The organism is Myxococcus faecalis (genome assembly GCF_050039385.1).
Taxonomy (GTDB): domain Bacteria; phylum Myxococcota; class Myxococcia; order Myxococcales; family Myxococcaceae; genus Myxococcus; species Myxococcus fulvus.
This window is the reverse complement of sequence record NZ_CP144336.1, coordinates 9,863,817-9,889,790: the sequence shown is the minus strand read 5'-3', so window position 1 is coordinate 9,889,790 and position 25,974 is coordinate 9,863,817. Positions and strand designations below refer to the sequence as shown.

The window sequence follows — 25,974 nt, the reverse complement described above, 5'->3', positions numbered from 1 at the left end:
CGACTTATCGTTCTTTTTTGTTGAAAGCGATCTGCGCCCTGTGAAATCTCCGCCCATGCCCAAGGACACGCTGACGATCACCGACAATCGGACCGGCAAGACGTACGAGGTCCCGGTCGAGCACGGCTGTATTCGCACCAACGCCCTCCGCCAGATCAAGGTCTCGGACGATGACTTCGGTCTGATGGGCTACGACCCGGCGTTCCTCAACACCGCGAACTGTAAGAGCGCCATCACCTTCATCGACGGTGACAAGGGCATCCTGGAGTACCGCGGCTACCCCATCGAGCAGCTGGCCGAGAAGTCCAGCTATCTGGAGGTCGCCTACCTCCTGCTGAACGGTGAGCTCCCCACCCCGAAGGAGCTGGAGCAGTTCGTCCACCTGGTGACGCACCACACGTTCGTGCACGAGAACGTGAAGTCCTTCATGGACGGGTTCCGCTACGACGCGCACCCCATGTCCATGCTGGGCTCCACCGTGGCCGCGCTGTCCAGCTTCTACCCGGACGCGAAGAACACCAAGGATGCGCTCAGCCGCCGCATCCAGATCACCCGGCTCATCGCCAAGATGCCCACCCTGGCCGCGTTCTCCTACCGGCACACGATGGGCCTGCCCTACATCTACCCGGACAATGACCTGTCCTACGTCGCCAACTTCCTGGCGATGGTGAAGCGCATCGGCACCACCACCTACAAGGTGCACCCGGTGCTCGAGCGCGCGCTCGACGTCCTCTTCATCCTGCACGCGGACCACGAGCAGAACTGCTCGACGACGTCCGTGCGCACGGTGGGCTCGTCGGAAGTGGACCCGTACTCGGCCGTCACGGCGGGCATCGGCGCCCTCTACGGCCCGCTGCACGGCGGCGCCAACGAGGCGGTGCTGCGCATGCTGCGTGAGATCGGCCACATCTCCAAGGTCCCGGACTTCATCAAGTCGGTGAAGAGCGGCGAGGGCGAGAAGAAGCTGATGGGCTTCGGCCACCGCGTCTACAAGTCGTACGATCCGCGCGCCAAGGTCATCAAGCGCGTGGCGGACGAGGTCTTCGAGGTGACGGGCAAGAACCCGTTGCTGGAGCTGGCCGTGGAGCTGGAGCGCATCGCGCTGCAGGACGAGTACTTCGTCAAGCGCAAGCTCTACCCGAACGTCGACTTCTACTCCGGCCTCATCTACGAGGCGATGGGCTTCCAGGCGGAGATGTTCCCCGTCCTCTTCGCCATCCCCCGCACGGTGGGCTGGTGCGCGCAGTGGGAGGAGATGGTCCTGGACTCCGAGCAGAAGATCGCCCGTCCGCGCCAGGTCTACACGGGCCAGAAGCGCCGGGACTACGTCCCCATGGACAAGCGCGCCGCGAAGTAGGCCGCGGTCCTCCGTGATGTGAGAAGGGGCGAGGGACCCAAGAGGTTCCCGCCCCTTTCTGCTTGCGGGCCACCCTGCCCCGCACCGCCTCAGCCCGTGTGGGCCGCGCCGAGCTCCGCGTAGAGCGACTCGATGAGCGCCGCGTGCTTCTGCTCCACGGCCTTGCGGCGGACCTTCAGCGTGGGCGTCAAATCACCGGCGTCCACGGAGAGCTCCTGCTCCAGCACCGCGAAGCGCTTGATGGTCTCGAAGCGGGACAGCTTCGGGTTGATGTCGCGGTCCAGCTTCTCCTGGAGCAGCTGGCGCAGGCGCGCGTCGCGGGCGAGCGTGCCCACGTCCTCGGGCCAGCCCTTCTCCTTCGCCAGGGCGCGCACCTTCTCCACGTCCAGCGCCAGCAGGGCCACCAGGTAGTTGCGCCGCTCGCCCACCACCACCGCGTGGCCCACCGCGGGCAGCGACTTGAGCAGCTCCTCGATGTTTCCCGGGGCCGTCTTCTTCCCGCCAGAGGTGACGATGATCTCCTTCTTGCGGCCGGTGATGTGCAGGTAGCCCTCGCCGTCCAGTTGCCCCACGTCCCCCGAGTGCAGCCACCCGCCCTCCAGCAGCTCCGCGGTGGCCTCCGGGTTCTTGTAGTAGCCCATGCACACGTTGCCGCCCTTGACGAGGATCTCCCCGTCCTCGGCGATGCGCACCTCCACGCCGATCATCGCGCGCCCCACGGTGCCCAGGTGCGTGGCCTCCTGGGTGTTGACGGTGCCGGGGCCGGACACCTCCGTCATGCCCCACACCTCGTGGATGAAGATGTCGATGGAGGCGAAGAACTCCAGCACCTCCCGGGCGATGGGCGCCGCCGCGGTGGCGAAGAAGTCCACCCGCTCCATGCCGATGCGGGCCTTGAGCGGCTCGAACACCAGCCGCTGCGCCAGCTTGTACTGCGCGTCCAGCGTCACGGGGATGCGCTCGTGGCGCTGGGCCCGGGAGTGGTACTCGGACGCCACGCCGCGCGCCCAGGACACGATGCGGCGCTTGAGCGGGGGCTGGGAGCGCAGGCCCTCCTCCGCCTTGGCCCGGAACTTCTCCCACACGCGGGGCACGCCGAAGAAGAACGTGGGGCGCACGTCCTTGAGGTTGCCCGGCATCGCCTCCACCGAGTCGGCGAAGTACACCTGGACGCCGAGCATCAGCGGGCTGTGCAGCGAGATGACCTGCTCGGCGATGTGCGACAGCGGCAGATACGAGAGGATGACGCCGTCCTGCTTGCCGAACTCCACGGCCATGATGAGCTGGCGCGACGTCCAGGCGATGTTGTGGTGGCTGAGCATCACCCCCTTGGGGTGGCCCGTCGTCCCGGAGGTGTAGATGAGCGTACACAGCGCCTCCGGCTGGAGCGCATTGACGCTGTCCCAGTAGGGCTTGTCGTCCACGCCCGTGCCGCGCGCCAGCACCTCCGAGTAGCGCCACACGCCCTCGGGCAGGGGCCCCTCCGGCACGTCCAGGGCGATGATGTGGCGCAGCTTGGGCAGCCGGGCCTTGAGCGCCAGGCCCGTGGCCAGGTGCTTCTCGTTCTCCACGACGAGGACGGTGGCCTCACAGTGGCCCAGGATGTACTCGAGCTGCTCGAGCGCGCTGGTGGTGTACAGGCCCACCGGCACCCCGCCCATGGCCATGGCGGCCAGGTCCGCGACGTGCCACTCCTCGCGGTTGAAGCTGATGATGCCCAGCGGCTGGCCCGCGCCGTAGCCCAGGCTCCTCAGGCCCAGGGCGAAGGCCTTGACCTTCTGGGCGTACTCGAACCAGGAGGTGGGGACATAGGCGCGTCCTCGACGCGTCCAGAGGGCCGGCCGATGCTCATGCTGCGCGGCCCGGTCATGGAGGGCATGCACCATCGTCTTCGGGAGGTCCATCCGACGGACGCTACCGGATGTAGGGCCCTCACCACCACGCCCCCTTTTCGCGGACGTTGACAGCTGGTTGGAGGGCTTTGTATGCCGCGCCCGACCATGAGCATCGACTTCACCTGCCAGAAGTGCGAGGCAAGCTTCGAGCTTGACGTTCAAGACCTCATCGAGGGGACGGAGAAGATCGTCTGTCCCCACTGCGACGCGAAGGCGCCCGCGAATCTCACGGAGGACTTCGTCGCCGCGCTCTCGGAGATGCGCGCGCAGATCGCCGTGCTCGACAAGAAGTTCGCCGTCTCCATGACGCTGGAGTCGGAGGACGTCGCGGACACCCTCGACGACGAGGATGAAGACGAGGACGAGGACTCCGAGGACGAGGATGACGACCTCGACGAGGATGAGGACGAGGACGTCGACGACGAAGAGGACTACGACGACGAGGACGAGGACGACGAGCGCCGCTGACGTTCGCTCCCTTGCCCTCCGGGCGGCCGGTTCGTGGCGCCCAGGGCAACCGGGCGGAAGCCGTACCCTCCCGACAGGGGTGCGGGTGCGTAGCTTCAGGGTGTGAGAACACCCAACCGCGCCACTTTCTTCTTCGCCCCCCTCTCGGCGCTGTTGCTGGCGCTGGGGGGGACGTTGCTGCTCCCCGCCTTCACGGCGCCCGGTGCTGTCGCCGCCACCCTGCCTGGCGCCACCGAGCAACCCTGCATCACCGAGCACGGGGGCGACCCCAAGGCCTGCTCGGAGCTGGTCGAACTGGAAGTCCAGGACGTCGTGCCGCTGATGGAGGCCCAGACGCACGCGGTGGTCCTCACCACCAAGGATCGCCAGGTGGTGCTGCCCGTCTTCGTGGACGAGGCCTCCGCCGTCTCCATCGCCTTCCGCCTGGCCAAGCGCGAGCCGCCGCAGCCGCTGGCCCAGGACCTCCTGGACAACGTGGTGGACGAGCTGGGCGGCAAGGTGACGGAGGTCCGCATCGACGACCTGCGCGACAACGTCTACTCGGGCCGCGTCTTCCTGGAGCAGGGCGCGAAGAAGATGACGCTGGAGGCCCGACCCTCGGACTCCATCGCCATGGCGCTCACCAGCCACGCGCGCATCCGCGTCACGCGCAAGGTGCTCACGCTCGCGGGCATCAGCCGCGAGGAGATCGAATCCCTCCAGGAGGGTGGCCCCGGCGTGGGTGGCAGCGGCCCGGGAGGCCTGATGGACGAGCCCGCCCCGCTGCCTCCTCCCGGCATGCCCGCCCCGGGCAGCGCGCCTCCCATCGACATGGACGCGGAGGTGCTGCCGCCGGGCCACCCGCCCCTGGGCGCGCCCAAGGGCTCGGGGAAGACCCTCGAGCTGTGACGCGCCCCGTTGGACGCGAGAAAGCCCGGCCCCCCCTCCCAGGGAAGCCGGGCTTTCTTGCTGAAGCTCGGTACTTGGACGCGAAGAGTTAGTCCCCCGAGCGCGAAGCTGTCAAGCCACGCACCCGGGCGCCTAGGATGCGCGCACCTATGCGCAAGGCGAAGATCATCTGCACCCTGGGGCCCGCAACGAGCTCGCTGGAGGCCATCGAGGGCCTCATCCGCGCGGGCATGAACGTGGCCCGGCTGAACTTCTCGCACGGCACGCATGACGAGCACCGCCACCGGGTGTCCCTCATCCGTAAGGCCGCCCAGCGGCTGAAGCTGCCGGTGGCCATCCTCCAGGACATCCAGGGGCCGAAGATCCGCCTGGGAAAGTTCGAGGGTGGACAGCTCGTGGTGAAGCCGGGTCAACGCGTCACGGTGACGACCCGGGCCGTGGTGGGCCAGGGCTCCATCATCCCCACCCCCATCAAGTCGCTGGTGAAGGACGTGGCGGCCAGGGACGCCATCCTGCTGGACGACGGCCGGGTGCGCCTGCGGGTGCGCAAGGTGTCCGGCCAGGACGTGCTGTGCGAGGTGGAGGTGGGCGGCCTGCTCAAGGACCACAAGGGGTTGAACCTGCCCGGCTCTCCCATGTCCGTGCCCACGATTACCGCCAAGGACGAGGCGGACCTCGCCTTCGGTCAGGACGTGGGCGTGGACTACGTGGCGCTGTCCTTCGTGCGCACCGCCGAGGACATCCACAAGGCCCGCAAGCACGTGGCGAAGAACAAGACGCCGCTCATCGCCAAGATTGAGAAGCCGCAGGCCGTGGAGCAGCTGGAGGCCATCGCCCGCGCCGCGGACGGCATCATGGTGGCGCGTGGAGACCTGGGCGTGGAGATGCCCCTGGAGCAGCTGCCCGCCATCCAGAAGCACATGGTGAAGGTGGTCAACCAGATGGGCGGCCTGGTCATCGTCGCCACGGAGATGCTGGAGAGCATGGTGGGCAACCCGCGCCCCACGCGCGCGGAGGTGTCCGACGTGGCCAACGCGATTCTCGACGGCGCGGACGCGGTGATGCTGTCGGGCGAGACGGCCGCGGGGCGCTACCCCACGGAGGCCGCGGCCACCATGGCCCGCATCGTCGAGGAGACCGAGCGCGGCGTGACGCGCCACCAGCACCACTCGCCCTTCGAGCGCTCCGAGGATCTGGGCACGGGCGTGGCGGCGGCGGCGGTGGCGGCGGCCGGTCAGCTCAACATCGGGACGATTGTCGCGTACACGGAGAGCGGCCACACCGCGCGCCTCATCTCCGAGTTCCGCCCCAACGCGCGCATCATCGCGCTGACGCCGAGCGAGACCACCGTCAACCGGATGTCGCTGTACTGGGGTGTGACGGGGCTGCAGGTGCGCCGGGTGCGCACCACCGACGCGATGCTGGGCCAGGTGCGCAAGCTGTGCCTGCGCGAGGGCATCTGCGAGGAGGGCGCGCCCGTCGTCGTCGTCGCGGGCGTGCCGCTCAACATCCCGGGGAACACCAATCTGATGAGCATCCACCGCGTGTGAGCGCGGTGGACGCGCGTCGTCAGAGCACCTTCTGCTCGAAGTCGTAGATCTTCTCGACGGAGAGCTGGCGGTAGCGGTCCATGTTGAGGGCGCGGCGGGCGCACTCCCAGACGAGCTCGTTGGGGGTGCGCTGCGGCTCCTTCTTCTTGCGGCGTTTGACTTCGGCCTTGATGGACTTCAGCGCCACGCGCGGGTGGTAGCAGAACGCGGCGGAGAACAGCAGGTGCCCGCCGAAGGGGATGAGCCGGGCCTCCAGGATGTCGCCCGTCTCCAGCCCCGCGATGTGGCGGCGCTCCGTCACGTCGAAGTCCTTGCCCGAGTACAGCTCGCGCAGCCGCACCAGGCCCTTGGCCAGCTTGCGGACCTCGAAGAGCCCGTGGACCGTCTCGGTGAAGCTGCGGAAGGCGTTGGCCTCCTCGGGCGGGGTGTTGGCCAGCCGCTGCTCGTAGAACTCCGCGGCCGGCGTCTTGCCAGTGAGCGGCGAGACGCGGTCGTAGAGGTAGAAGTCGAGGAACGACGCCATGCGCAGCTCGAAGAGCTTGTCGTCCTCGAAGACCTCTCCCGTCAGGCGGAAGTACTCCGCCTTGGCCGCGAGGAGGTCCTCCTTCCGGGACTCCGCGCTGCCGAAGGCGATGAGCTGGTCCAGGTACGGCTGGTAGGAGAGCGGTGACAGCGGGGAGTCCATATTGGGTGGTAGATCCTACCCCGCCATCAGCTTCGCGAAGCGGCCGAAGAGATAGCGTGCGTCGTGGGGGCCCGGAGAGGCCTCGGGGTGGTACTGCACGCTGAAGGCCCGCGCGTCCGGGACGGCCAGACCCTCCACCGTGCCATCATTCAGGTTGATGTGCGTCACCACGGCCTTGCCCTTGAGGCTGGCGTCGTCCACGGCGAACCCGTGGTTCTGCGCGGTGATCTCCACCTTGCCCGTCGTCAAATCCTTCACGGGCTGGTTGCCGCCGCGGTGGCCGAACTTCATCTTGTACGTCCGGCCGCCCAGCGCCAGGGCCATGATCTGATGCCCCAGGCAGATGCCGAACACCGGCACCTTGCCCAGCAGCGCCGCCACCGTGCGGTCCGCGCCCTTCACCGCCGCCGGGTCTCCGGGGCCGTTGGCCAGGAAGACGCCGTGGGGCTTGCGGGCCAGCACCTCGTCCGCCGTGGTGTGGGACGGCACCACCGTCACGCGGCAGCCCACGTCGACCAGGAAGTGCAGCATCGACTTCTTCAGGCCGTAGTCGTACGCGACGACGTCGAAGCGGGGCTCGCCCTGGGGGTGGGCCTCGCCGATGCCCGTGAAGACGTCCGGCGAGGGCGCGGTGAAGGTGTACGGCGTCTTGGTGGACACGCCGGTGGCAAGGTCCAGGCCCTCCATGCCGTGCGCCGTGCGGGCGCGCTCGGCCAGGGCGTTCGGGGACAGGCCCTCGCTGGAGATGACGCCCATCTGCGCACCATGGGTGCGCAGGTGGCGGACCAGGCGGCGGGTGTCCAGGCCCTCGATGCCGGCGACGTTGTGGCGCTTCAGGTACGCGTCCAGCGACTCCTTCGAGCGCCAGTTGGAGGGCTGGCTCGCGAGGGCGCGCACCACCATGCCCACCGCGTGCGGCTTGCCCGCCTCCTCGTCCTCCGGCGTCGTGCCGACGTTGCCCATCTCCGGGTAGGACATGGTGACGATCTGCCCGACGTACGAGGGGTCCGTGAGGATCTCCTGGTAGCCGTACATGGACGTGTTGAAGACCACCTCACCCACCGTCTCGCCGACCGCGCCGAAAGCGCGACCCTCGAAGGTGGTGCCATCCGCCAGGGCGAGCACTGCCCGCTTCGTCATCACCGCGACTCCTTCACCTGACCGTCGGCGTACACCTTCCGGCCAGAAACCCAGGTCTGCACCACGCGTCCCTTCTGCTTACGGCCATGGAAGGGGGTATTCCGGCTGCGGGAATAGAACCGGTGGGCATCCACCGTCCACTCCTCCGAGGGGTCCACCACGGTGATGTCCGCCGGAGCCCCGGGGGCCAGGTGGCCGCCCGGCAGGCCGAACGCCTTCGCCGGGCCATGCGACAGCAGCTCCACCGCCCGCTTCGCGTCCAGCCGCCCCGCGTGCACCAGCTCCATCGTCAGCCCGAGGGCCGTCTCCAGCCCCACGATTCCGTTGATGCCCTTCTCGAACTCCACCTGCTTGTCCAGCACGCCATGGGGCGCGTGGTCCGTGGCGATGGCGTCGATGGTGCCATCGACGATGGCCTCGCGCAGCGCCTCCACGTCCCGGTCCGCGCGCAGGGGCGGCGCCATCTTCGCGTGCGTGTCGTAGTCCCCCACCGCCCGGTCATCCAGGATGAGGTGGTGCGGCGTCACCTCGGCGGTGACGAGCAGGCCCCGGCGCTTGGCCTCGCGGATGAGCCGCACGCTGCCCTCGCAGGACACGTGGGCGATGTGCAGCCGGCCCTTCGTCTCCTCGAGCAGCACCAGGTCGCGCGCCACCATGGCCACCTCGGCGGACGCGGGGATGCCGCGCAGGCCCAGCCGCGTGGACGTGGGCCCCTCGTGCATGGCGCCACCGGCGGACAGCGTGAGGTCCTCCTCGTGCACCATCACCGGCACGCCGAACTGCGTGGCGTACTGGAGCGCGCGGCGCATCAGGGCCGCGTTCATCACCGGCCGGCCGTCGTCCGTGATCGCCACGCAGCCGGAGGAGATGAGCTCGCCCGTCTCCGCCAGCTCCTCGCCCTTGAGGCCCTTGGTGATGGCCCCCGCGGGGTACACGTGGCACAGGTTGGCGGCGCGGGCGCGCGACAGCACCAGCTCCGTGACGAGCCCGCTGTCGTTGACCACCTTGGTGTTGGGCATGGCCACCACGGCGGTGAAGCCTCCGGCCACGGCGGCGCGGCAGCCGGTGAGCACCGTCTCCTTGCCCTCCTCGCCCGGCTCGCGCAGGTGCACGTGCAGGTCGATGAAGCCCGGCAGCACCCACTTGCCATCGGCGTCCACCACCTCGGCCCCGGCGGGCGCGGACAGCGGCGCGTCGGAGACCTGGGCCACCTTGCCGTCCTGCACCAGGACGTCGCGCACGCCGTCCACGCCGTTGCGCGGGTCGATGACGCGGCCTCTGCGGAAAAGCACCGTGGCACTCATGACGTGCAGACCTCGAGGATGGCCCGCCGCACGGCGACGCCGTTGGACACCTGCTCCAGGATGACGCTGCGCGCCCCGTCCGCCACCGAGGGCGCCAGCTCCAGCCCCCGGTTGATGGGGCCCGGGTGCATCACCAGCGCGCCCGCCTTCATCCGCTCCTCGCGCGCGGCGGTGAGGCCGAACAGCCGCGAGTACTCCTTCGTGGAGGGCAGGAACGCCTCGCCCATCCGCTCCAGTTGCAGCCGCAGGCACATCACCGCGTCCGCCAGGGGCAGCGCGGCGTCCAGGTTGTGCGTCACCTCCGCGCCCAGTTCCGCCAGCCCCGGCGGCATCAGCGTGGGCGGACCGCAGAACACCACGCGCGCGCCCAGCGCCTTCAGGCACCAGAGGTTGGAGCGGGCCACGCGGCTGTGGAGGATGTCGCCGACGATGAGCACCGTGCGGCCGTCCAGGCCGCCCCAGCGCTGGCGCAGGGTGAAGGCGTCCAGCAGCGCCTGGGAGGGGTGCTCGTGGGTGCCGTCGCCCGCGTTGATGACGGCGCAGCGCACGTGCCTGGCGACGAGGTGCGGCGCGCCCGACGAGCGGTGCCGCATGACGATGGCCACGGGGCCCGTCGCCTCGATGTTCCGGGCGGTGTCCAGCAGCGTCTCGCCCTTGGAGGTGGACGAGCCGGAGGGGCTCCAGTTGAGCACGCCCGCTCCCAGGCCGCGGGCGGCCATGTGGAACGAGGTGCGAGTGCGCGTCGAGTCCTCGAAGAAGAGGTTGGCGACGACCTTGCCGCGCAGGGTGTGGGTGGCATCCGGGCCACCGGGCAGGTGCGCACGCGCCCTGTCGAGCACCGCTTCGAGCTCGTCCCGGCGCCAGCCTTCGATTCCAAGGAGGTGTCTCATGGCCGGGGCCGCCGCGTACCCCGGGCCGTGCGGCGCGTCAAGCACCGTCCGAGGGACGGCGGGTCGCTCGCCCCCTGGGTGTGGTTCAGCGCACGGGCTCGAAGAAGCGGTCCACCCGCAGACCGGTGCCGCCGAACAGTCCGTGCAACAGACCGCCGTGGCTCACCGACAGCCACATCACCAGCGCCTTGCCCTTGATGTGGCCATACGGGACGTAGGCCGGCTCGCCGTAGCCCCCGGGCCTGCCGAGCCCGTGGCGGCTGTCCGCGCTGTTGTCCCGGTTGTCCCCCAGGACGAAGACATGGCCCTCGGGGACGACGTAGGGCCCCTCGTGGCGAGGCGTCCGCGTGGGCGTCTGGAGCACCGCGTGCGACACACCTCCCAGGTCCTCCCGGTAGAGCGCCTCCCGCCGCTCGAACCACGTCCCCTCCGCGAGGTCGTGCACGACGAACTCCAGGTCCTCGAGCTGGCGGGCCTGCGGCTGGCCGTTGATGTGCACCACGCCGTCGAACAGCTCCACCGTGTCCCCCGGCACGGCCACCACGCGCTTGATGTAGTCGGCGGGCGTGTCGACCGGGTTGTTGAACACGATGACATCCCCGCGGGCCGGGGGACGCAGGATGACGAACGGCACCACGTTGGCGAACGGCACGCGCACGCCGTAGATGAACTTGTTGATGAGGACGAAGTCGCCGATGTGCAGCGTGGGCAGCATGGAGCCGGACGGAATCCGATAGGGCTCCACGCAGGCGGTGCGGAACACCAGGGCGATGAGCAGGAACTTCGCCACGCCGCCGAAGAGCTCCACGGTGGACTCCTTGCGGAAGGCGCCCAGGTGCCGCTCCGTGAGGGCCGACAGGAGCTTCACCTCGCCGTGCAGCACGTCCGCGTCCCCGCGCACCGAGGCTGACTCCACCTTCAGCGCCTGCTCGGCGAAGAGCTCGCCCGTCCCCACGGCCAATGCCTGCTTCGCCTGCGCCCGGGCCAGGGCCCGCTCGCTCTCGTCGAGCTGCTCGCGCGCGGCGCGACGGGCCTGGAACCAGGTGGGCTGGACGCCACGCCGGACCCAGAGGACGACGTAGTACGCCACCATGAGCAGCCCCAGCCCCTTCATCAGCGGCTGCGCCCAGCTCGCGGCCAAGGGCACGAACGCAATGAGCGTCATGTACGGGAACAGCGCCGCGGCGATGATGAGCACCGGGGCCCACAGGCTGGTGAGCCGCTCTCGCCACCGGAGCCGCTGGTAGGCCTGCCGTTGCGCGACGGTGCGCCGGGCCGCCATCAGGGAGGGCAACGACACCACGGACACAGCGGAGGGACTCGAGGAGCGCATGGTCGACCGCTCCCCTCTACGAACCACGAGGGGAACGATTGCCAGGAGTTCCCGTCAGCCCGGGACGGGCGACGTCAGCGCACGGGCTCGAAGAAGCGGTCCAACCGCAGACCGGTGCCGCCGAACAGCCCGTGGAACAGGCCGTGGTAGCCCAGGGACAGCCACACCACCATGGCCTTGCCCTTGATGTGGCCGTACGGCACGAACTCCGTGCGGCCGTAGCCGGTGACGCCCAGGCCGTGGCGGCTGTCGGAGCTGTTGTCCCGGTTGTCGCCCATCACGAAGACGTGGCCCTCGGGGACGACGTAGGGGCCCTCGTGGCGGGGCATGCGCGTGGGCGTCTGGAGCACGCTGTGCGGCACGCCGCTCAGGCTCTCCTGGTAGAGCGCCTCCTGCTGGTCGTACCACTGGCCGCTGTCGGTGATGTTGTGGACGATGTACTCGCCGTCCACCAGCTGGCGCGCCTGCGGCTGACCGTTGATGTGGACCACGCCGTCGTACATCTCCACCGTGTCGCCCGGCACGCCCACCACACGCTTGATGTAGTCGGTGGCCTCGTTGACGGGGTTGTTGAACACGATGACGTCGCCGCGCGCGGGGGGGCGGACGATGACGAATGGCACCACGTTGGCGAACGGCACACGCACGCCGTAGATGAACTTGTTGATGAAGACCTGGTCGCCGATCTGCAGCGTGGGCAGCATGGAGCCGGACGGAATCCGGTAGGGCTCCACGATGAAGGTGCGGAACACCAGCGCCACCAGCAGCATCTTCACGAAGCCGCCCACGAAGTCCGCCGCCGACTCCTTGCGGAACGCCCCCAGGTGCTGCGTGGTCAGCGCCTCCAGCGCCTTCACCTCGCGCACCAGCGCGTCCGAGTCACCCGCCGCCGACGCGCCCTCCACCTTCAGCGCCTGCTCGGCGATCTGCTCCGCCACCGCCGGGGAGACCTTCTCCCGCACGCCCGGCTTCTGGAGGATGCGCTCGTTCTCCGAGATGAGCTCATGCGCCTCGTGCCGCAGGCGCCGCAGCTGCTTCTCCTTGGGCGACACGTTGCGCCACACGAGCAGCGCCGCGAAGTACGCCACCATCAACAGCCCCAGCCCCTTCATCGCCGGCTGCGCCCACGAGGCCGCCGTGGGCACGTACTCGATGAGCACCGTGTACGGGAACAGGACGATGGCGATGATGCACAGCGGGGCCCACAGACTGGTGAGCATCTCCCGCCACACCAGCGTGCGCCGGGCGCGCACCTGCTCGGGGGTGCGCCGGGCCGCCATCACGGACGCCAGCTTCGCGGGAGGGGTGGCCGAAGGACTGGCGGCGTTCATGGGCTACTGCTCCGTCTTCAGGACCGCGAGGAAGGCCTCCTGCGGAATCTCCACCGTGCCCACCTGCTTCATGCGCTTCTTGCCCTCCTTCTGCTTCTCGAGGAGCTTGCGCTTGCGGCTGATGTCGCCGCCGTAGCACTTGGCGAGCACGTTCTTGCGCATGGCGGAGATGGTCTCGCGCGAGATGATCTTCGCGCCGATGGCCGCCTGGATGGCCACCTCGTACATCTGCTTCGGGATGACCTCCTTGAGCTTCTGGCACACCTCGCGGCCGCGCAGGTACGCGCGCTCGCGGTGCACGATGACGCTCAGCGCGTCCACCGGGTCCCCGTTGATGAGGATGTCCAGGCGCGCCAGGTCCGCCTCCTCGTAGCCCGTCAGCTCATAGTCCAGGCTCGCGTAGCCGCGCGACACGCTCTTGAGCTTGTCGAAGAAGTCGAAGACCACCTCGGCCATCGGCATCTCGTACGTCACCTGCACGCGCTGACCGCTGCTGCCCAGGTACTTCATGTCCTTCTGCACGCCGCGGCGCTCCTGGCACAGCTTCAGGATGGCGCCCAGGTGATCATTCGGGACGTGGATGTGACAGGTGAGGATGGGCTCCTCGAACTTCTCGATGCTCTGCACCGGCGGCAGCTTCGCGGGGTTGTCCACGAGCAGGACGTCCCCCTTGCTGGTGGTGATGCGGTACACCACGCTGGGCGCCGTGGTGATGAGGTCCAGGTTGTACTCGCGCTCCAGGCGCTCCTGGACGATCTCCATGTGGAGCAGGCCCAGGTAGCCGCAGCGGAAGCCGAAGCCGAGCGCCGTGGAGGACTCGGGCTCGTACGTGAAGGCGGAGTCGTTGAGCTTCAGCTTCGCCAGCGCGTCGCGCAGGTTCTCGTACTGGTCCGAGTCCACCGGGAAGATGCCGGAGAACACCATCGGCTTGACTTCCTGGAAGCCGGGGAACGGCGCGTCCGTGGGACGGGCCTCCTCCGTGACGGTGTCACCGACCTTGGCGTCCTGGAGCTCCTTGATGTTGGCCACCAGCACGCCCACCTCGCCGGCCATCAGCTGCTGCACCGGACGGGAGAACGGGCTGAAGACCCCCAGCTCCTGGACCTCGAAGACCTTGTTGTTGCTCCACAGCTTGATCTTCTGCTTGAGCTTCAGCGTGCCCTCGAGCACGCGCACCAGCGTCACCACGCCCCGGTAGTTGTCGTACCAGGAGTCGAACACGAGCGCCTTGAGGGGCGCGTCCGGCATGCCCGTCGGCGGGGGCACGCGGGCCACCACGGACTCGAGGATCTCGTGGATGCCGATGCCCTCCTTCGCGGACGCGGGCACGGCCACCGACGCGTCGATGCCGATGACGTCTTCAATCTCGGCGCGCGTGCGGTCCACGTCGGCGCTGGGCAGGTCGATCTTGTTGATGACCGGGATGATCTCCAGGTCGTGATCCAACGCCATGTAGACGTTGGCGAGCGTCTGCGCCTCCACGCCCTGCGACGCGTCCACCACCAGCAGCGCGCCCTCGCACGCGGCCAGGCTGCGGCTCACCTCGTAGGCGAAGTCGACGTGCCCCGGCGTGTCGATGAGGTTCAGGACGTACTGCTTGCCGTCCTTCGCCGTGTAGTTCATCCGCACGGACTGGGCCTTGATGGTGATGCCCCGTTCGCGCTCGATGTCCATGTTGTCGAGGAACTGGGCCTGCGCCTCGCGCTTGCTCAGCGTCCCCGTCTTGTCGAGGAGGCGGTCGGCCAGCGTCGACTTCCCATGGTCGATATGGGCGATGATGCAGAAGTTGCGGATGTGCGCGTTTTCAGCCGGCATGTTCGGGGCGCTCGTCGAAAGAAGCGGGCGTGAGTAACATCGAACCGCGCGAAAATCTACGCGCGAACGACTGCCCGACGAGCAACCCGTCAGGGGCGCTCGATTGTTCCCCAAGCATCATGCCGCCCGAGGCACGCCCCAGGCCATGACAGGACCCCGGGAGGCACCCCGAGGGCCCCTCCCGGACTCCCCTGCCCTGCGACCCGGCGGGCTTCAGCCGTGGGCGCGGCCGGGCTCGGCCTTCTCGCGGAAGAACGCCACCGTGCGGCGGGCGCCCTCGCGCAGGTCCACCGTGGGCTCCCAGCCCAGGACCTTCTTCGCGAGCGAGTTGTCGATGCACGAGCGCAGCTGCTCACCCGGCTTGCCCGGGGCGTGGGCCGCGGGCGCGGACGAGCCGGCCGCCTCGGCCAGCAGACCATAGAGGCGGTTGATGTCCGTCTCCACGCCGGTGCCGATGTTGATGGCGCCCACGTAGTCCTTCTCGAAGGCCAGCCGGTTGGCGCGGGCGACGTCGGGACCGAAGACGAAGTCACGCGTCTGCTTGCCCTCGCCGAAGATGGTGCAGCCCTGCCCGGACAAGAGGCGCTGGCAGAAGATGGCCACCACGCCCGCCTCGCCGTGCGGATTCTGGCGCGGGCCGTAGACGTTCGCGTACCGGAGGGCGACGTACGGCAGGCCGTACTGGGCCTTGTAGTAGCCCAGGTACAGCTCGCCGGCCGCCTTGGAGACGCCGTACGGCGACACCGGCCGCGTGGCGTGGGACTCCGGCGCGGGGAACACGTCCTGCTCTCCGTAGATGGCGCCGCCCGTGGAGCTGAAGATGACCTTCTTGACGCCGGAGACGCGCGCGGCCTCCAGGAGGTTGAGCATGCCGCGGATGTTCACGTCCGCGTCGAAGCCCGGGTCGTCCACGCTGCGCCGCACGTCCATCTGCGCGGCCAGGTGGCAGAGGACGTCCGGCTTCTCCGCCTTGATGAGCTCCGAGGCCTCCCGGCTGCGGATGTCATGCACCGCCAGCCGGACGCGAGGGTCCAGGTTCTCCTTCCGGCCGCCGGACAGGTCATCCAGGGCGATGACCTCATGCCCACCCCGGAGGAACTCGTCACACACGTGCGAGCCAATGAAGCCCGCGCCACCCGTCACCAGGACTTTCACGCTATCGCTCTCCCCGCCATCCGGCCGTGGCCGGACCCGTCTTCACATCCAGGATCACTCGCGGCGGCAACCTATGCCGGGGAGCGTCGCACGGCAACCTCGCGGAAGTACGCGATGGTCTCTCGCAAACCCTCTTCCAGCGGCACCTTGGGCTCCCAGTTCAGGATCGTGCGGGCCCGGGTGATGTCTGGCTGACGCTGCTTGGGGTCGTCCTTGGGCAAGGGCTTCTCGATGATCTTCCCGCCCCCGCCCGCCGCCGTGCGCACGGCCTCCGCGAACTGGCGGATGGTCATCTCCCGGGGGTTGCCGATGTTGACCGGGTTGGGCTCGTCCGACAGCGCCAGCCGCACCAGGCCGTCCACCAGGTCCTTCACGTAACAGAACGAGCGCGTCTGGCTGCCGTCCCCGAACACCGTGAAGTCCTCGCCCTGCAGCGCCTGGCCCACGAAGGCCGGCACCACGCGGCCGTCGTTGAGGCGCATGCGCGGGCCGTAGGTGTTGAAGATGCGCACGATGCGCACCTGCACGCCCTTGCGCCCGTAGGCCGCGGTGATCGCCTCCGAGTAGCGCTTGGCCTCGTCGTACACCGAGCGCGGACCGATGGGATTGACGTTGCCCCAGTAGTCCTCGCGCTGCGGGTGCACCAACGGGTCTCCATACACCTCGGAGGTGGAGGCCATCAGGAAGACGGCGTGGTGCTTCTCCGCCAGCTTCAGCCCGTTCTCCGTGCCGATGGAGCCCACGCGCAAGGTCTCCAGCGGGAGGTTCGCGTAGTCGATGGGCGAGGCGGGCGAGGCCAGGTTCAACACGTAGTCGAGCGGCCCCTCCACGGGGATGCCCTCGGTGATGTCCGCCTTCACGTACGAGAAGCCCGGGCGCCCCTTCAGCGTGCGCAGGTTCTCCTCATTGCCCGTGATCAGGTTGTCCACCGCCGTCACCCGGGCCGCGCCGTCATCCAGCAAGCGCTCACACAGGTGCGAGCCAACGAAGCCCGCGCCGCCCAGGACCACCACTCGCTTCCCCTGCATGCTCTTCACGTGCCGCCTCTTTCTTCTCTCAAATCTCGTCGAAGGTCGCCTGCCCCGGCAGCTGCGCCTTGTACTTCTCCAGGACCAGGTCGATGCCCTGGCGGATGTACTCGGCCACGGGCACCTTGGTCTTCTGGTTCAGCGCCTTGAGGAGCTCGTTCTGCTCCGGGGTAATGTAGATGGTGGTGCTGACTTTCTTTCGGGCCATGGCGATATGTGAAAATATATGGAATGACGTGGCGCGCGGAAGCATCTCGTGCACATGTCCTGGCCCAGACGCCCCATCGTCGCGGGAGCCCCGGATGACAGTCGGCAAGCGCTGGATTTTCCTCGGATTCGTCACCACGGGCCTGCTCGCGGGCTGTGCCGGGAACAAGGCCTCCGGGCCCAAGCAGGGCGCCTCGGGTCAATCCTCACCCACCACCACCGGCGAGTCCGTGCAGCCCGAGCGCGCGCGCGGCGAGCACGTCACGGCGCAGGACGTGAATGGCGACGGCAAGCCCGACGTGTGGACGTACACGGTGGACGTGGAGGGCTCGGACACGCTGCGCAAGGTGCGCCAGGAGCTGGACCTGAACTGGGACGGGCGCGTGGACCTGACGCGCTTCTTCGACGAGTCCGGCGCGCTGATGCGCGAGGTGATGGACCTGGACTACGACGGCAAGGTGGACGCCACCTACTTCTACGAGAAGGGGGCCAACACGCGCCGCGAGCGGGACTTCGACGGGGACGGCAAGCCCGACAGCGTCACGTACTACGAGCGCGGCGTGCTGGTGCGCAAGGAGCGCGACACCAACGGCGACGGCCGCGTGGACTATTGGGAGTACTGGGAGAAGGGCCAGGTGGACCGCATCGGCGAGGACCTGGACGGCGACGGCACCGTCGACAAGTGGACCCGCAATCCCAACAACGCGGCCAGCGACTGAAGGCGCCGGGCCGCGTCCACCTTCCGGGTGCGGCGAGGACGGCTACGGCTTGCTGGTGCCGGTGCGACCGTAGGAGTCCTCCAGCCGGACGACGTCATCCAGCTCGGGGGTGCTCACCTCGAGGATGTCGCAGTCGGTGAGGGCCACCATGCGGTGCTTGGTGAGCGGCTTGATGTGGTAGCTCTCGCCCGGGTTCATCTCCTTCTCGATGAGCCCCTGTCCCTCGTCGACGACGAAGAGCAGCTTGCCGCTCTGGACGTGGATCGTCTCGTCCTTCTGGTTGTGGTACTGCAGGCTGAGCTTGTGGCCCTGCTTCACGTGCAGCAGCTTGCCCACATAGCGCTCGGTGTGGGCCCAGATGAGCTCGTGGCCCCAGGGCTTCTCCACCCGCCTCGTCGTCGTCATGGTGCTTCCTGTCTTCCTCGGCCGCTCTTCAGTTCGTGCCGGCCACGAACGCGTCGAGCTGCGTCTCTCGCTTGAAGTCTGACAGATACCGGGTGGCAGCGTCCTTCGAGGCGAAGGTGCCCATGCGCACGCGGTACCAGGTGCCCTTGCCGGCCACCTCCGCGGTGACGATATACGGGGCATAGCCGCGGTCGCGCAACCGACCCATGAAACGCTCGGCCTCCTGCTTGTCCTGGAACGCCGAGAGCTGGAGCGTGAACGCCCCACCCTTCACCGCGGGGTCCGGCAGCTGCGCGGCCCGGGCGATGGCCTCCTTCAGTCCGCCACCCTCCTTCTGCGTCGTGCGCGTGGGGACGGCCGCCACCTCCACCTTGCCGGACACCACCGCGGGCTTCACCGCGAGGGCCGCGGGCTTCTCGGCCGGCTTCTCGGCGGCGGGCTTCTCCACGGGCTTGGGTGCCTCGACGACGGTCTTGGGCTCCTCGGCGACGGCCTTGGGCTCCTCGGCCGGCTCCTCCGGGGGCAGCTCACCGGTGTCAGGGTCCGGCGTCGGGGCGAGCGCGGCGGTCTTCACCGGCTCGGCGGGCTTCGCCACGGGCTTCTCGGCGACGACGGGCGCCTTGGGGGCGGGCTTGGGCGCGACAGGCGCGATGGGCTCCGCGCTGGCCTTGCGCGTCAGCTCGTCCTGGAACGTCAGCTGCGGCTCCTTGCGCACGGCCTGCAGCGCCTGGGCGTTGGCGTCCAGGGCGGAGAGCAGGTCGGGGGCGCTGGCCGTCTGGGCATCGCCCGCGAGCTTCTTGCCCACGACGACGCCCAGCACGAAGACGGCGCCGAGCACCACGATGCCGGCGATCAACAGGCTGACAATCTGCCGGTTGTCCAGAGAGACATCGAACTTCTCTTTCATCCGGTGGGCATCACGCATGACTCAGGAATCCTCGCGCGCGGACAGAGCGGGCCACACGAGTCCGTGTTGCGGCCTGTAGCGTCGGCGTCGAGGGAAGGTACGCCCCACCTCCCACACGGTCAAATTCACGGAAAGCCGCGCGCCCGCGCCCCGCTAAGGGGCGAGCGACGTCGACGCGAGCGGCTGCGTGGCGAGCACCCCCGGCGGCAGCACGGAGCCCACGGGCTCCTGTCGGGGCGCTGGCGCGTTGAGGCGCGCGCGCAGCTCCTTGCCCGCGGCGAACGAGAGCGTGCGGCGCTCGGGCACGGCGACGCTCTTGCCCGTCTTCGGGTTGCGGCCGGTGCGCGCGCGCCGGGTGCGCAGCGAGAAGACGCCGAAGCCGCGCAGCTCGATGCGCCGGCCGGCCACGAGGGCCTCCGCCATGCAGTCGAAGACGGCGTGGACGATGGACTCCAACTCACGTCGCGGTACGTGGGGCGCACGCTCCGCGATGCGTTCGATGAGCTCACTCCTCGTCATGGCACACCCCGGCCGAGAGGGACGAGGGACTCTACAGAAGCCGGCCCCGCGAGGACAAACCGTCCCCGGGTCCAGGCTCAACGCAGGCGCACGTCGGCGGGCCCTTCCACCTCCACCTCGACGCCGCCCGCGCCCTTGAGGGTGACCTCCGCGCCGTCCGGCACCAGCAGGCGCACGGTGCGGCCCAGCGGCACCTCGCGTCCCTCCAGCAGGACCGCGGTGGCCAGGTCATCCGTCTCCGCCACGGCGAAGCCGTCCTCCACCACCGCCACCAGCCCGCCCTCGCCCAGGTCTCCGGCGTGGATGAAGGGGACCTTGGGGCGGAACGGCGGCGCGGGCAGCGGCTGGTGGGGCCCCTCGTGCTTCGTGTCGGAGCCGAGCCGGCTCAGGCCGTTGGGCGTGAAGAAGGCGACGAAGTACTGGGTGGACGTGTACGCGTCCTCGTGCGCGCTCTTGGGCGTCACCTGCACGTTGGTGTAGCGGGCGGCGACGATGCGCAGCGCGCGGGGCGCCTCCTGCACGCCGCCGTCCGCCCAGCGGTACGACGGGAGGTTGGAGCCGTGCAGCTTCGCCTCGTCCGCGTCGCCCACCTCCAGCGTGTCACCCTTCTCCAGGAAGCGCAGGCCGCCGCCGAAGTACTCGAGCACCGCGGGCCCGGTGGCGGTGAGCTTCACGTCGCCCAGGAGCTGCGCGCCCACGGCGATGGTGTACTCGGCCTTGCCTTCCTTGCGCACCACGGGGGCACCGGCCGCGAGCAGTCCGGCGATGGGCTTGTCCGAGCGCTCCTTGCAGCCGGCGACGAGACTGGCCGCGACCAGCAGGCATCCCACGAGGCGCTGCGCCATGTCCCGTACTCCTCCCGGTTGACTCGAGCTCAGACGATCCACCCACCACCCAGGACCCGGTCCTGAGCGTAGACCACGGCGGCCTGTCCCGGCGTGACGGCGCGCGCCGGCGCCTCCAGCTTCACCGAAACGAGCCCGTGGGGGGAGATCTCCACGCGCCCGGCGGCGCCGGCGTGGCGGTGGCGGATGCGGACCTCCACGGGCGTCTCGGGAGACGGGGGCGCGTCCACCCAGTGGGGCTGGAGCAGCCCGAAGCGATCGCGCCCCGTGTCCTCGGCGTTGCCCACGACGACGCGGTGGGTGTCCGGCTCCAGGCGCTGGACGTAGCGCACCTGGCCGCCGCCCAGGTTGAGGCCCTTGCGCTGGCCCACCGTGTAGCGATGGATGCCGTGGTGCTTGCCGAGCACCTGCCCTTCCGCGTCGACGATGTCGCCCTCGGGCTGGGGGCCGGCGACCTTCTCCACGAAGCCCGCGTAGTCGCCGTCCGGCACGAAGCAGATCTCCATGCTCTCCGGCTTGTGGCTGGTGGGCAGCGCGTGGCGCTCGGCGACGGCGCGCACCTGGGCCTTGGTCATGTCGCCCACGGGGAAGACGATGTCGCGCAGCTCGTCCTGGCCCAGCGTGAAGAGGAAGTAGCTCTGGTCCTTGGCCAGGTCCGCGGCGCGGCGCAGGACGTAGCGGCCGTCCTGCTCCTCGACGCGCGCGTAGTGGCCCGTGGCCAACCTGGCGCCGAGCGCCCGGGCCCGCTTGAGCAGGAAGTTGAACTTCACGTCGCGGTTGCAGGCCACGCACGGGATGGGCGTGCGTCCGCCCAGGTACGACTGGACGAAGGGGTTGACGACGCGGTCCTGGAAGATCTCCTCCGCGTTGGCGACGTAGTACGGGATGCCCAGCGCCTGGGCGACGGCGCGCGCGTCATCGATGTCGTCGGGACTGCAGCAACTGCCGCACTTCGCCTTGCCCTCGTAGGACCAGACGCGCAGGGTGATGCCGATGACCTCGTGGCCCTGCTCCTTGAGCAGGGCGGCAGCGGCCGAGGAATCCACCCCGCCGCTCATCGCAACGACGACTCGCATGGTGTCCCTTCCTACACGCCCCGGCCTCCGGGCGCACGCGGCAGGACGCTGGATGCCCCCGGAACCCGACCGGGAGCCCCCCTTGGACAGGGCAGCCCCGGCCGACACGAGAGCAGGCGCGCCCTCGTGCGCCCCGGTGGGCCCACGCCCGACAGGGGAAGCGAGCCGCCCCTGGCGGCTCTGGCAAGCCGCGTGTCAGCTCGGACGCCGGGCCGCCAACCTCGGGGCCCCTCTGACAAGCCATGCGCCGCCGCGCGAGGGGCTCACCTCGGGCCTTCGACCGAGCCAGGTGGCAGCCCGCGCACCGCCGCGCGAGCAGTCCCCGCCTCAAGCCTTCGGGCGGGCCGCGTGCCAGTCCTTGAGCCGCTGCGCCAGGGCCTCGCGGGTGTTCAGCGCGGGGTCATCCAGCACGGAGTCCATGAGGAAGCGGGTGGCCTCTCCGACGATGGGCGACGGGCCGACCCCGAGCGTGGACATGATGTCGCCGCCGGTGAGCGCCAGGTCCTTGGCCACCAGGGGCGGCTTCGCGGCGGCGAGCGCCTCCAGCCGGGCGCACAGCCGCTCCAGCTCCGCCGAACGCTCGGGCGCCCGAGCCTGGACGCGGGCCCGGGCCACGGTGAGCAGCGCGGGCAGCTGCGCGAGCCCCACCCGGGCCAGGAGCCGGCGCAGCGCGGGGTCCGGGTCCGCGAAGCGCTCCTCGAGCTTCGCGGTCTCCACGAGCAGCGCCACCAGGTCCGCGACCTTGTTGGGGAACTTCAGGCGCAGGCCGATGTCCCGGGCCTGGCTCCGGTCCACCAGGTCCGCGAGGAGCGCGGCCATCCGGACCTCCACCTCCGCCGGCGCGGCCTGCACGGCGGCGCGCGCGAGCCGGGCCTCTTCGGGCGCGGCGCGGGCCACCTCGGGGAGGAACACGTCCAACAGCCCCGTCTCCACCAGCAACACGAGCCCGCCCTCGGCGCGCGGGGACAGCAGGAGCTTGACCAGCTCCTCGCGCACGCGCTCCAGCGCGACCTTGCGGAAGACGCCGAGCGTGGCGGGGATGGCGTCGCGCGTGGCCGAGTCCAGCGAGAAGCCGAGCACCGCGGCGAAGCGGACCGCGCGCATGGGGCGCAGGCCATCCTCGGAGAAGCGCTCGAACGCGGAGCCCACGCACTTGATGAGCTGGGCCTGCAGGTCCGTCTGGCCGCCGAACGGGTCCACCAGGTCGCGGTCCAACGGGTTGTAGGCCATCGCGTTGATGGTGAAGTCGCGGCGGGACAGGTCCTTGACGATGTCGCGCTCGAAGGCGACGGAGCTGGGCCGGCGCCCGTCCAGGTAGTCCCCCTCCGAGCGGAACGTCGTCACCTCCACATGGGTGCCGCCCTGGACGACGGTGACGGTGCCGTGCTGGATGCCGGTGGGGATGACCTTGCGGAAGGCACGCTGGACCTCCTCCGGCAGCGCGCTGGTGGCCACGTCGAAGTCCTTCGGGGGGACCTTGCGCACCATGTCCCGCACGCAGCCGCCCACCAGGTACACGGCGTGGTTGAGCTCCCGCAGCCGCGCGATGACGTCGAGCACGGGGCGGGGAATGTCGGCGTTATGGAGATTGGCGAGCATGCGTCCCAGGTCGGCGGGCGTCGTGCCCGCCTGACACCTGGGTTGTACTTGCGCCCCCCGCTCTGGATCCAGGCCCAGGATGCGCCGTCGTGTTCAGGACTCCGGCGCGCAGGACAGTCCGACGGACTCGTGGGGCTGCGCGGAGTTGGCGCAGGCGATGATGAAACACTCGTTCTTGGAGCGGCACACCCCGTCACAGCACAGCTGCTGCCCCGTCGGGCACGCGCCACCGTCCGGGCACGGGCCGCAGTTCACCGACGTCCCACAGTTGTTGGCGACGCAGCCGCAGCGGTTCTGGCAGGTGGTGAGGAGGGGGTCCGGCACACAGCTCGACTCGCAGTAGTTCAGCGGGTTGCACTCGTAGCCGACCCCGCAGGAGCCACACTCCAGCTTGCCGCCGCAGCCATCCGAGGGGCTGCCGCACTGCCAGTTGTTCGCCAGGCACGACGTCTTCGGCACGCAGCCCGTCGAGTACAGCTCGCTGGGCTGGCGGGACCACACGCCATTCGAGTCGACGTTCCACCCGCCGTTGAGCAGCACCTGGTCCGGCGCGTTTCCAACGAGCGACATGCCGAAGTCCCGCCGCGCCAGCGCGAGCGCCGTCAACGCGGTCCAGCCGCCCGTGCCGATGTCGTAGCGCGAGACCCACTGCGCCGGCGCGCCCGTCGTCGGGTGATATCCGCCGACCACCAGCACCGAGCCGTTGCTCAGCTCCACCGCGCCGTGTCCGACGCGAGGGAACGGCGCCCAGATGGCGGTCGTCCAGGTGTTCGCGACAGGGTCGTAGCGGGAGGCCATCTGGCTGGGCACATCGCTCTGCCACTGCGGTCCCACGACGAGCACCTCGCCATTGACCGTGGTCGTCAGCAACGTCGCCGAGTGTCCCGCCGCGAGCACCGCGCCGCTGTTCGCCGTGGCGATCCACGTGTTGGTGCTCGGCCGATAGCGCTCGTGCTGGTTGCGGTTTCCCAGGAGCAGCACGTCGCCATTGCGCAGCAGCGTCGCGGTGTGGCCGGAGTACCCGCCCCTCGAAGGCGAGGCGGCGAGGGTCCACGTACCGGTGGCGGGGTCATACAGCTCCGCGGAGCCAAGGCCCTGCGTGGTGGCGGTGCCGTCGCCGCCCACCACCAGCACCTTGCCGTTCTGGAGCAGCGTCTGGGTGTGTCGGGCCCGCGCCGCGATGAGCGAGCCGGTGGCGGTCCACGTCCCCGTGGCCGGGTCATACAGCTCCGCGTCGCGGCCATTTCCCAGGGGGGTGATGCCTCCGGACACGAGCACGCGCCCGTCCTGGAGCCGGGTGGCGGCATGCTCGTACCGCGCCACCACCATGTCCCCGGTGGCGCTCCACGGCGTCGAGGCGCCCGGCGTGTAGAGCTCGGTGGCGCGGAAGTCGGCGGGAGCGCCCTGCGCGGTGCCTCCGGCGACGAGCACCCGCCCATCCGCGAGCGTCGTCTGCGTGAAGCCCGTCCGGTTGTACGTGGGCGAGGCCGTCAGGACCCGCGTCTGTTGGGACACCAGCGCGGCGGGCTCGGCGCTCTTCGGCGCGGGCGAGCCGCACGCCATCACGAAGAACACTCCCAGGAGCGCGGCGCCCCTCTTCATCCCAGCCTGCTGGCTCACGACGCCTCCGGAGAACAGTCCGTGACGTATACGGAGCGGGCCCGGAAGTCCGGCAGTTGCCTCCTCGCATTCCCCTACCCGGCCCCTTGTGGGAGCCGGGCGTCGGGGGGCTCAGCCCTCGATGTCACCGAGGATCTTCCCGATGGGGGTCGGGGTGCCGATCATCTTCTGGAAGACGCTCCGGTTGTCGGAGCCCTCGTCGTAGCGCTGGATGGCCTCGTTCGTCGGGTTGGGCAGGTTCGGCGCGCGGCCCGAGTAGTCATTGCGGCTGGGCAGGCCGTGCTCGGCGCGGATCTTGTTCTCCGTGGGCGCCCAGCCCGCGGGCGTGTGCGGCGTGGGCTTCAGGCCCACCGTCTCGAACTCCTCGGTCAGCATCGTGCGACGGTTGAGGTTCGCCTTCATGTTGTCGGCGAAGTCGGGGTAGCGCTTGAAGACGTCGGCGTTGGCGTGCTTGCTCGACTCGATGGAGCCCACCTGGAGGCCGTTGGAGGCGCGCCACGCGTGGACCGACTCGTGGCCCAGGCTGTTGAAGCGCATGTTGCCGGGGGCCGTCTCATCGTAGTTGATGCGGCTGGGCAGGCCCGCGCTGGGCTGGCCATCGTGACGGTAGGCCGGGCGGATGGACTCGTAGGTGCCCTGGTGCCGCGGCAGGTGCGACATGGGCATGTCGGCGTTGCGGCCCGAGTAGATGTCCGTGGAGGTGATGGGGTTGCGCACGGTGCCCGTCTGGCCGGGGTTGAGCGCCTGGGTGCGGCCGTCCAGCTCCGTCAACATGCGATTGCCGGTGGGCCGGTTCATCAACGTGTGGGTGGACTCGCGCGTGTCGCGGGTGAAGTCCGCGAACTGGGCGCCGCTCTGGCCGCCATCGCGGCGGGTCCGGATGCCCGGGAGGTCCGGGTGCGTGACGCCGTAGTCGGTGGGCTTGAGGTGGTTCTTCCCATCCTGGAGCTCCGTGGCGGACGGACGGGCCTTGGGCAGCGACGTCGTTTCGGGCTTCGCCGGGGTGCTGTTGGAGCGGGGGCGCGACGTCGTGTCCGTCTTGGGGGCCGGCGTGGAGAACGACGGGCGGGAGCGGAGCTTCATGGGGGATCGCCTCGGAGTGGGAGTCGGTGACGTGGAAGCCCTGGAGCATTCGCCGTGCCGACCCTTCCCCACTCCGACTCCGTCACCTGGGGCTCGTGATTCCAGTGGGTTGCGGTTTTGAGGGGACGATTTCGGGAGGGGGCGGTGATGTCTGG

The 25,974-nt window shown here is 69.6% G+C and carries 24 protein-coding genes; 5 read left to right on the top strand and 19 right to left on the bottom strand.

What is annotated here, in order from left to right; translation table 11 throughout:
• Positions 1-55: 55 nt before the first annotated feature.
• Positions 56-1,357 carry a citrate synthase gene (locus VZQ01_RS39500; protein ID WP_223747441.1) on the top strand — a complete coding sequence of 434 codons (1,302 nt, stop codon included), beginning with the start codon at positions 56-58 and terminating at the stop codon, positions 1,355-1,357.
• Positions 1,358-1,446: 89 nt separating this feature from the next.
• Here the strand turns inward: VZQ01_RS39500 and VZQ01_RS39495 are convergent, their stop codons facing one another.
• Positions 1,447-3,261 carry an AMP-dependent synthetase/ligase gene (locus VZQ01_RS39495; protein WP_223747440.1) on the bottom strand — a complete coding sequence of 605 codons (1,815 nt, stop codon included), beginning with the start codon at positions 3,259-3,261 and terminating at the stop codon, positions 1,447-1,449.
• A gap of 81 nt (positions 3,262-3,342) precedes the next feature.
• Here VZQ01_RS39495 and VZQ01_RS39490 point away from each other — a divergent pair, with 81 nt between their 5' ends.
• The 3 genes from VZQ01_RS39490 (at position 3,343) to pyk (ending at position 6,158) form a co-directional block, all read left to right on the top strand.
• Positions 3,343-3,720, top strand: coding sequence for a hypothetical protein (locus tag VZQ01_RS39490; protein WP_194869028.1), 378 nt, complete (start codon positions 3,343-3,345; stop codon positions 3,718-3,720).
• A 102-nt stretch (positions 3,721-3,822) separates the two neighbouring features.
• Positions 3,823-4,608, top strand: coding sequence for a bifunctional nuclease family protein (locus tag VZQ01_RS39485; protein WP_223783641.1), 786 nt, complete (start codon positions 3,823-3,825; stop codon positions 4,606-4,608).
• A 149-nt stretch (positions 4,609-4,757) separates the two neighbouring features.
• Entirely contained in the window at positions 4,758-6,158 is a 1,401-nt protein-coding gene (gene pyk / locus VZQ01_RS39480; protein ID WP_426746212.1) for a pyruvate kinase, read from the top strand.
• A gap of 19 nt (positions 6,159-6,177) precedes the next feature.
• Here the strand turns inward: pyk and VZQ01_RS39475 are convergent, their stop codons facing one another.
• The 10 genes from VZQ01_RS39475 to VZQ01_RS39430 all read right to left on the bottom strand — a co-directional run bounded on the left by VZQ01_RS39475 (position 6,178) and on the right by VZQ01_RS39430 (position 17,047).
• Positions 6,178-6,843: a DUF7986 domain-containing protein gene (locus VZQ01_RS39475; RefSeq protein WP_223747437.1), complete on the bottom strand. Its 666-nt coding sequence runs from the start codon at positions 6,841-6,843 to the stop codon at positions 6,178-6,180.
• Between the two features lie 15 nt (positions 6,844-6,858).
• Entirely contained in the window at positions 6,859-7,983 is a 1,125-nt protein-coding gene (gene carA, locus VZQ01_RS39470) for a glutamine-hydrolyzing carbamoyl-phosphate synthase small subunit (protein WP_223747436.1), read from the bottom strand.
• The gene (locus VZQ01_RS39465) at positions 7,983-9,287 is read right to left on the bottom strand and encodes a dihydroorotase (protein WP_426746211.1); all 1,305 of its coding nucleotides are present in this window, start codon (positions 9,285-9,287) and stop codon (positions 7,983-7,985) included. The genes carA and VZQ01_RS39465 overlap by 1 nt, the downstream gene beginning before the upstream one ends.
• A complete protein-coding gene (locus VZQ01_RS39460; protein WP_426746210.1) occupies positions 9,284-10,177 on the bottom strand; it encodes an aspartate carbamoyltransferase catalytic subunit in 894 nt (297 codons plus the stop codon). The genes VZQ01_RS39465 and VZQ01_RS39460 overlap by 4 nt, the downstream gene beginning before the upstream one ends.
• 85 nt (positions 10,178-10,262) lie before the next feature.
• A complete protein-coding gene (gene lepB, locus VZQ01_RS39455; protein WP_426746209.1) occupies positions 10,263-11,510 on the bottom strand; it encodes a signal peptidase I in 1,248 nt (415 codons plus the stop codon).
• A gap of 74 nt (positions 11,511-11,584) precedes the next feature.
• The gene (lepB, locus tag VZQ01_RS39450) at positions 11,585-12,841 is read right to left on the bottom strand and encodes a signal peptidase I (protein ID WP_223747433.1); all 1,257 of its coding nucleotides are present in this window, start codon (positions 12,839-12,841) and stop codon (positions 11,585-11,587) included.
• A 3-nt stretch (positions 12,842-12,844) separates the two neighbouring features.
• Positions 12,845-14,656 carry a translation elongation factor 4 gene (gene lepA, locus VZQ01_RS39445; RefSeq protein ID WP_141323305.1) on the bottom strand — a complete coding sequence of 604 codons (1,812 nt, stop codon included), beginning with the start codon at positions 14,654-14,656 and terminating at the stop codon, positions 12,845-12,847.
• 213 nt (positions 14,657-14,869) lie between these two features.
• Positions 14,870-15,811, bottom strand: a complete 942-nt coding sequence (locus VZQ01_RS39440; RefSeq protein WP_223747432.1) for an NAD-dependent epimerase/dehydratase family protein — start codon at positions 15,809-15,811, stop codon at positions 14,870-14,872.
• A gap of 71 nt (positions 15,812-15,882) precedes the next feature.
• A complete protein-coding gene (locus VZQ01_RS39435) occupies positions 15,883-16,839 on the bottom strand; it encodes a UDP-glucuronic acid decarboxylase family protein (RefSeq protein WP_223783748.1) in 957 nt (318 codons plus the stop codon).
• A gap of 28 nt (positions 16,840-16,867) precedes the next feature.
• A complete protein-coding gene (locus VZQ01_RS39430) occupies positions 16,868-17,047 on the bottom strand; it encodes a ribbon-helix-helix domain-containing protein (protein WP_046714083.1) in 180 nt (59 codons plus the stop codon).
• A 94-nt stretch (positions 17,048-17,141) separates the two neighbouring features.
• On the opposite strand from VZQ01_RS39430, the gene VZQ01_RS39425 reads away from it, so the two are divergent.
• A complete protein-coding gene (locus VZQ01_RS39425; RefSeq protein ID WP_223747430.1) occupies positions 17,142-17,765 on the top strand; it encodes a hypothetical protein in 624 nt (207 codons plus the stop codon).
• A gap of 42 nt (positions 17,766-17,807) precedes the next feature.
• On the opposite strand, the gene VZQ01_RS39420 is transcribed toward VZQ01_RS39425, so the two are convergent.
• From VZQ01_RS39420 to VZQ01_RS39385, 8 genes are all read right to left on the bottom strand, one after another.
• Positions 17,808-18,170 (bottom strand): cupin domain-containing protein, encoded by a 363-nt coding sequence (locus tag VZQ01_RS39420; protein WP_046714085.1) that lies wholly within the window; start codon positions 18,168-18,170, stop codon positions 17,808-17,810.
• Between the two features lie 28 nt (positions 18,171-18,198).
• The gene (locus VZQ01_RS39415) at positions 18,199-19,095 is read right to left on the bottom strand and encodes an SPOR domain-containing protein (RefSeq protein ID WP_426746208.1); all 897 of its coding nucleotides are present in this window, start codon (positions 19,093-19,095) and stop codon (positions 18,199-18,201) included.
• 135 nt (positions 19,096-19,230) lie between these two features.
• Positions 19,231-19,596 carry an integration host factor subunit beta gene (locus VZQ01_RS39410; protein WP_223747428.1) on the bottom strand — a complete coding sequence of 122 codons (366 nt, stop codon included), beginning with the start codon at positions 19,594-19,596 and terminating at the stop codon, positions 19,231-19,233.
• Positions 19,597-19,673: 77 nt separating this feature from the next.
• Entirely contained in the window at positions 19,674-20,441 is a 768-nt protein-coding gene (locus VZQ01_RS39405; RefSeq protein ID WP_141323298.1) for a hypothetical protein, read from the bottom strand.
• Between the two features lie 29 nt (positions 20,442-20,470).
• Positions 20,471-21,517: a tRNA 2-thiouridine(34) synthase MnmA gene (gene mnmA, locus VZQ01_RS39400; protein ID WP_223747427.1), complete on the bottom strand. Its 1,047-nt coding sequence runs from the start codon at positions 21,515-21,517 to the stop codon at positions 20,471-20,473.
• Positions 21,518-21,844: 327 nt separating this feature from the next.
• Positions 21,845-23,116: a CCA tRNA nucleotidyltransferase gene (locus VZQ01_RS39395; RefSeq protein ID WP_426746207.1), complete on the bottom strand. Its 1,272-nt coding sequence runs from the start codon at positions 23,114-23,116 to the stop codon at positions 21,845-21,847.
• Positions 23,117-23,209: 93 nt separating this feature from the next.
• Positions 23,210-24,736: a Kelch repeat-containing protein gene (locus VZQ01_RS39390; RefSeq protein WP_426746206.1), complete on the bottom strand. Its 1,527-nt coding sequence runs from the start codon at positions 24,734-24,736 to the stop codon at positions 23,210-23,212.
• Between the two features lie 111 nt (positions 24,737-24,847).
• Positions 24,848-25,819, bottom strand: a complete 972-nt coding sequence (locus VZQ01_RS39385; protein ID WP_223747424.1) for a M91 family zinc metallopeptidase — start codon at positions 25,817-25,819, stop codon at positions 24,848-24,850.
• Positions 25,820-25,974 lie beyond the last annotated feature (155 nt).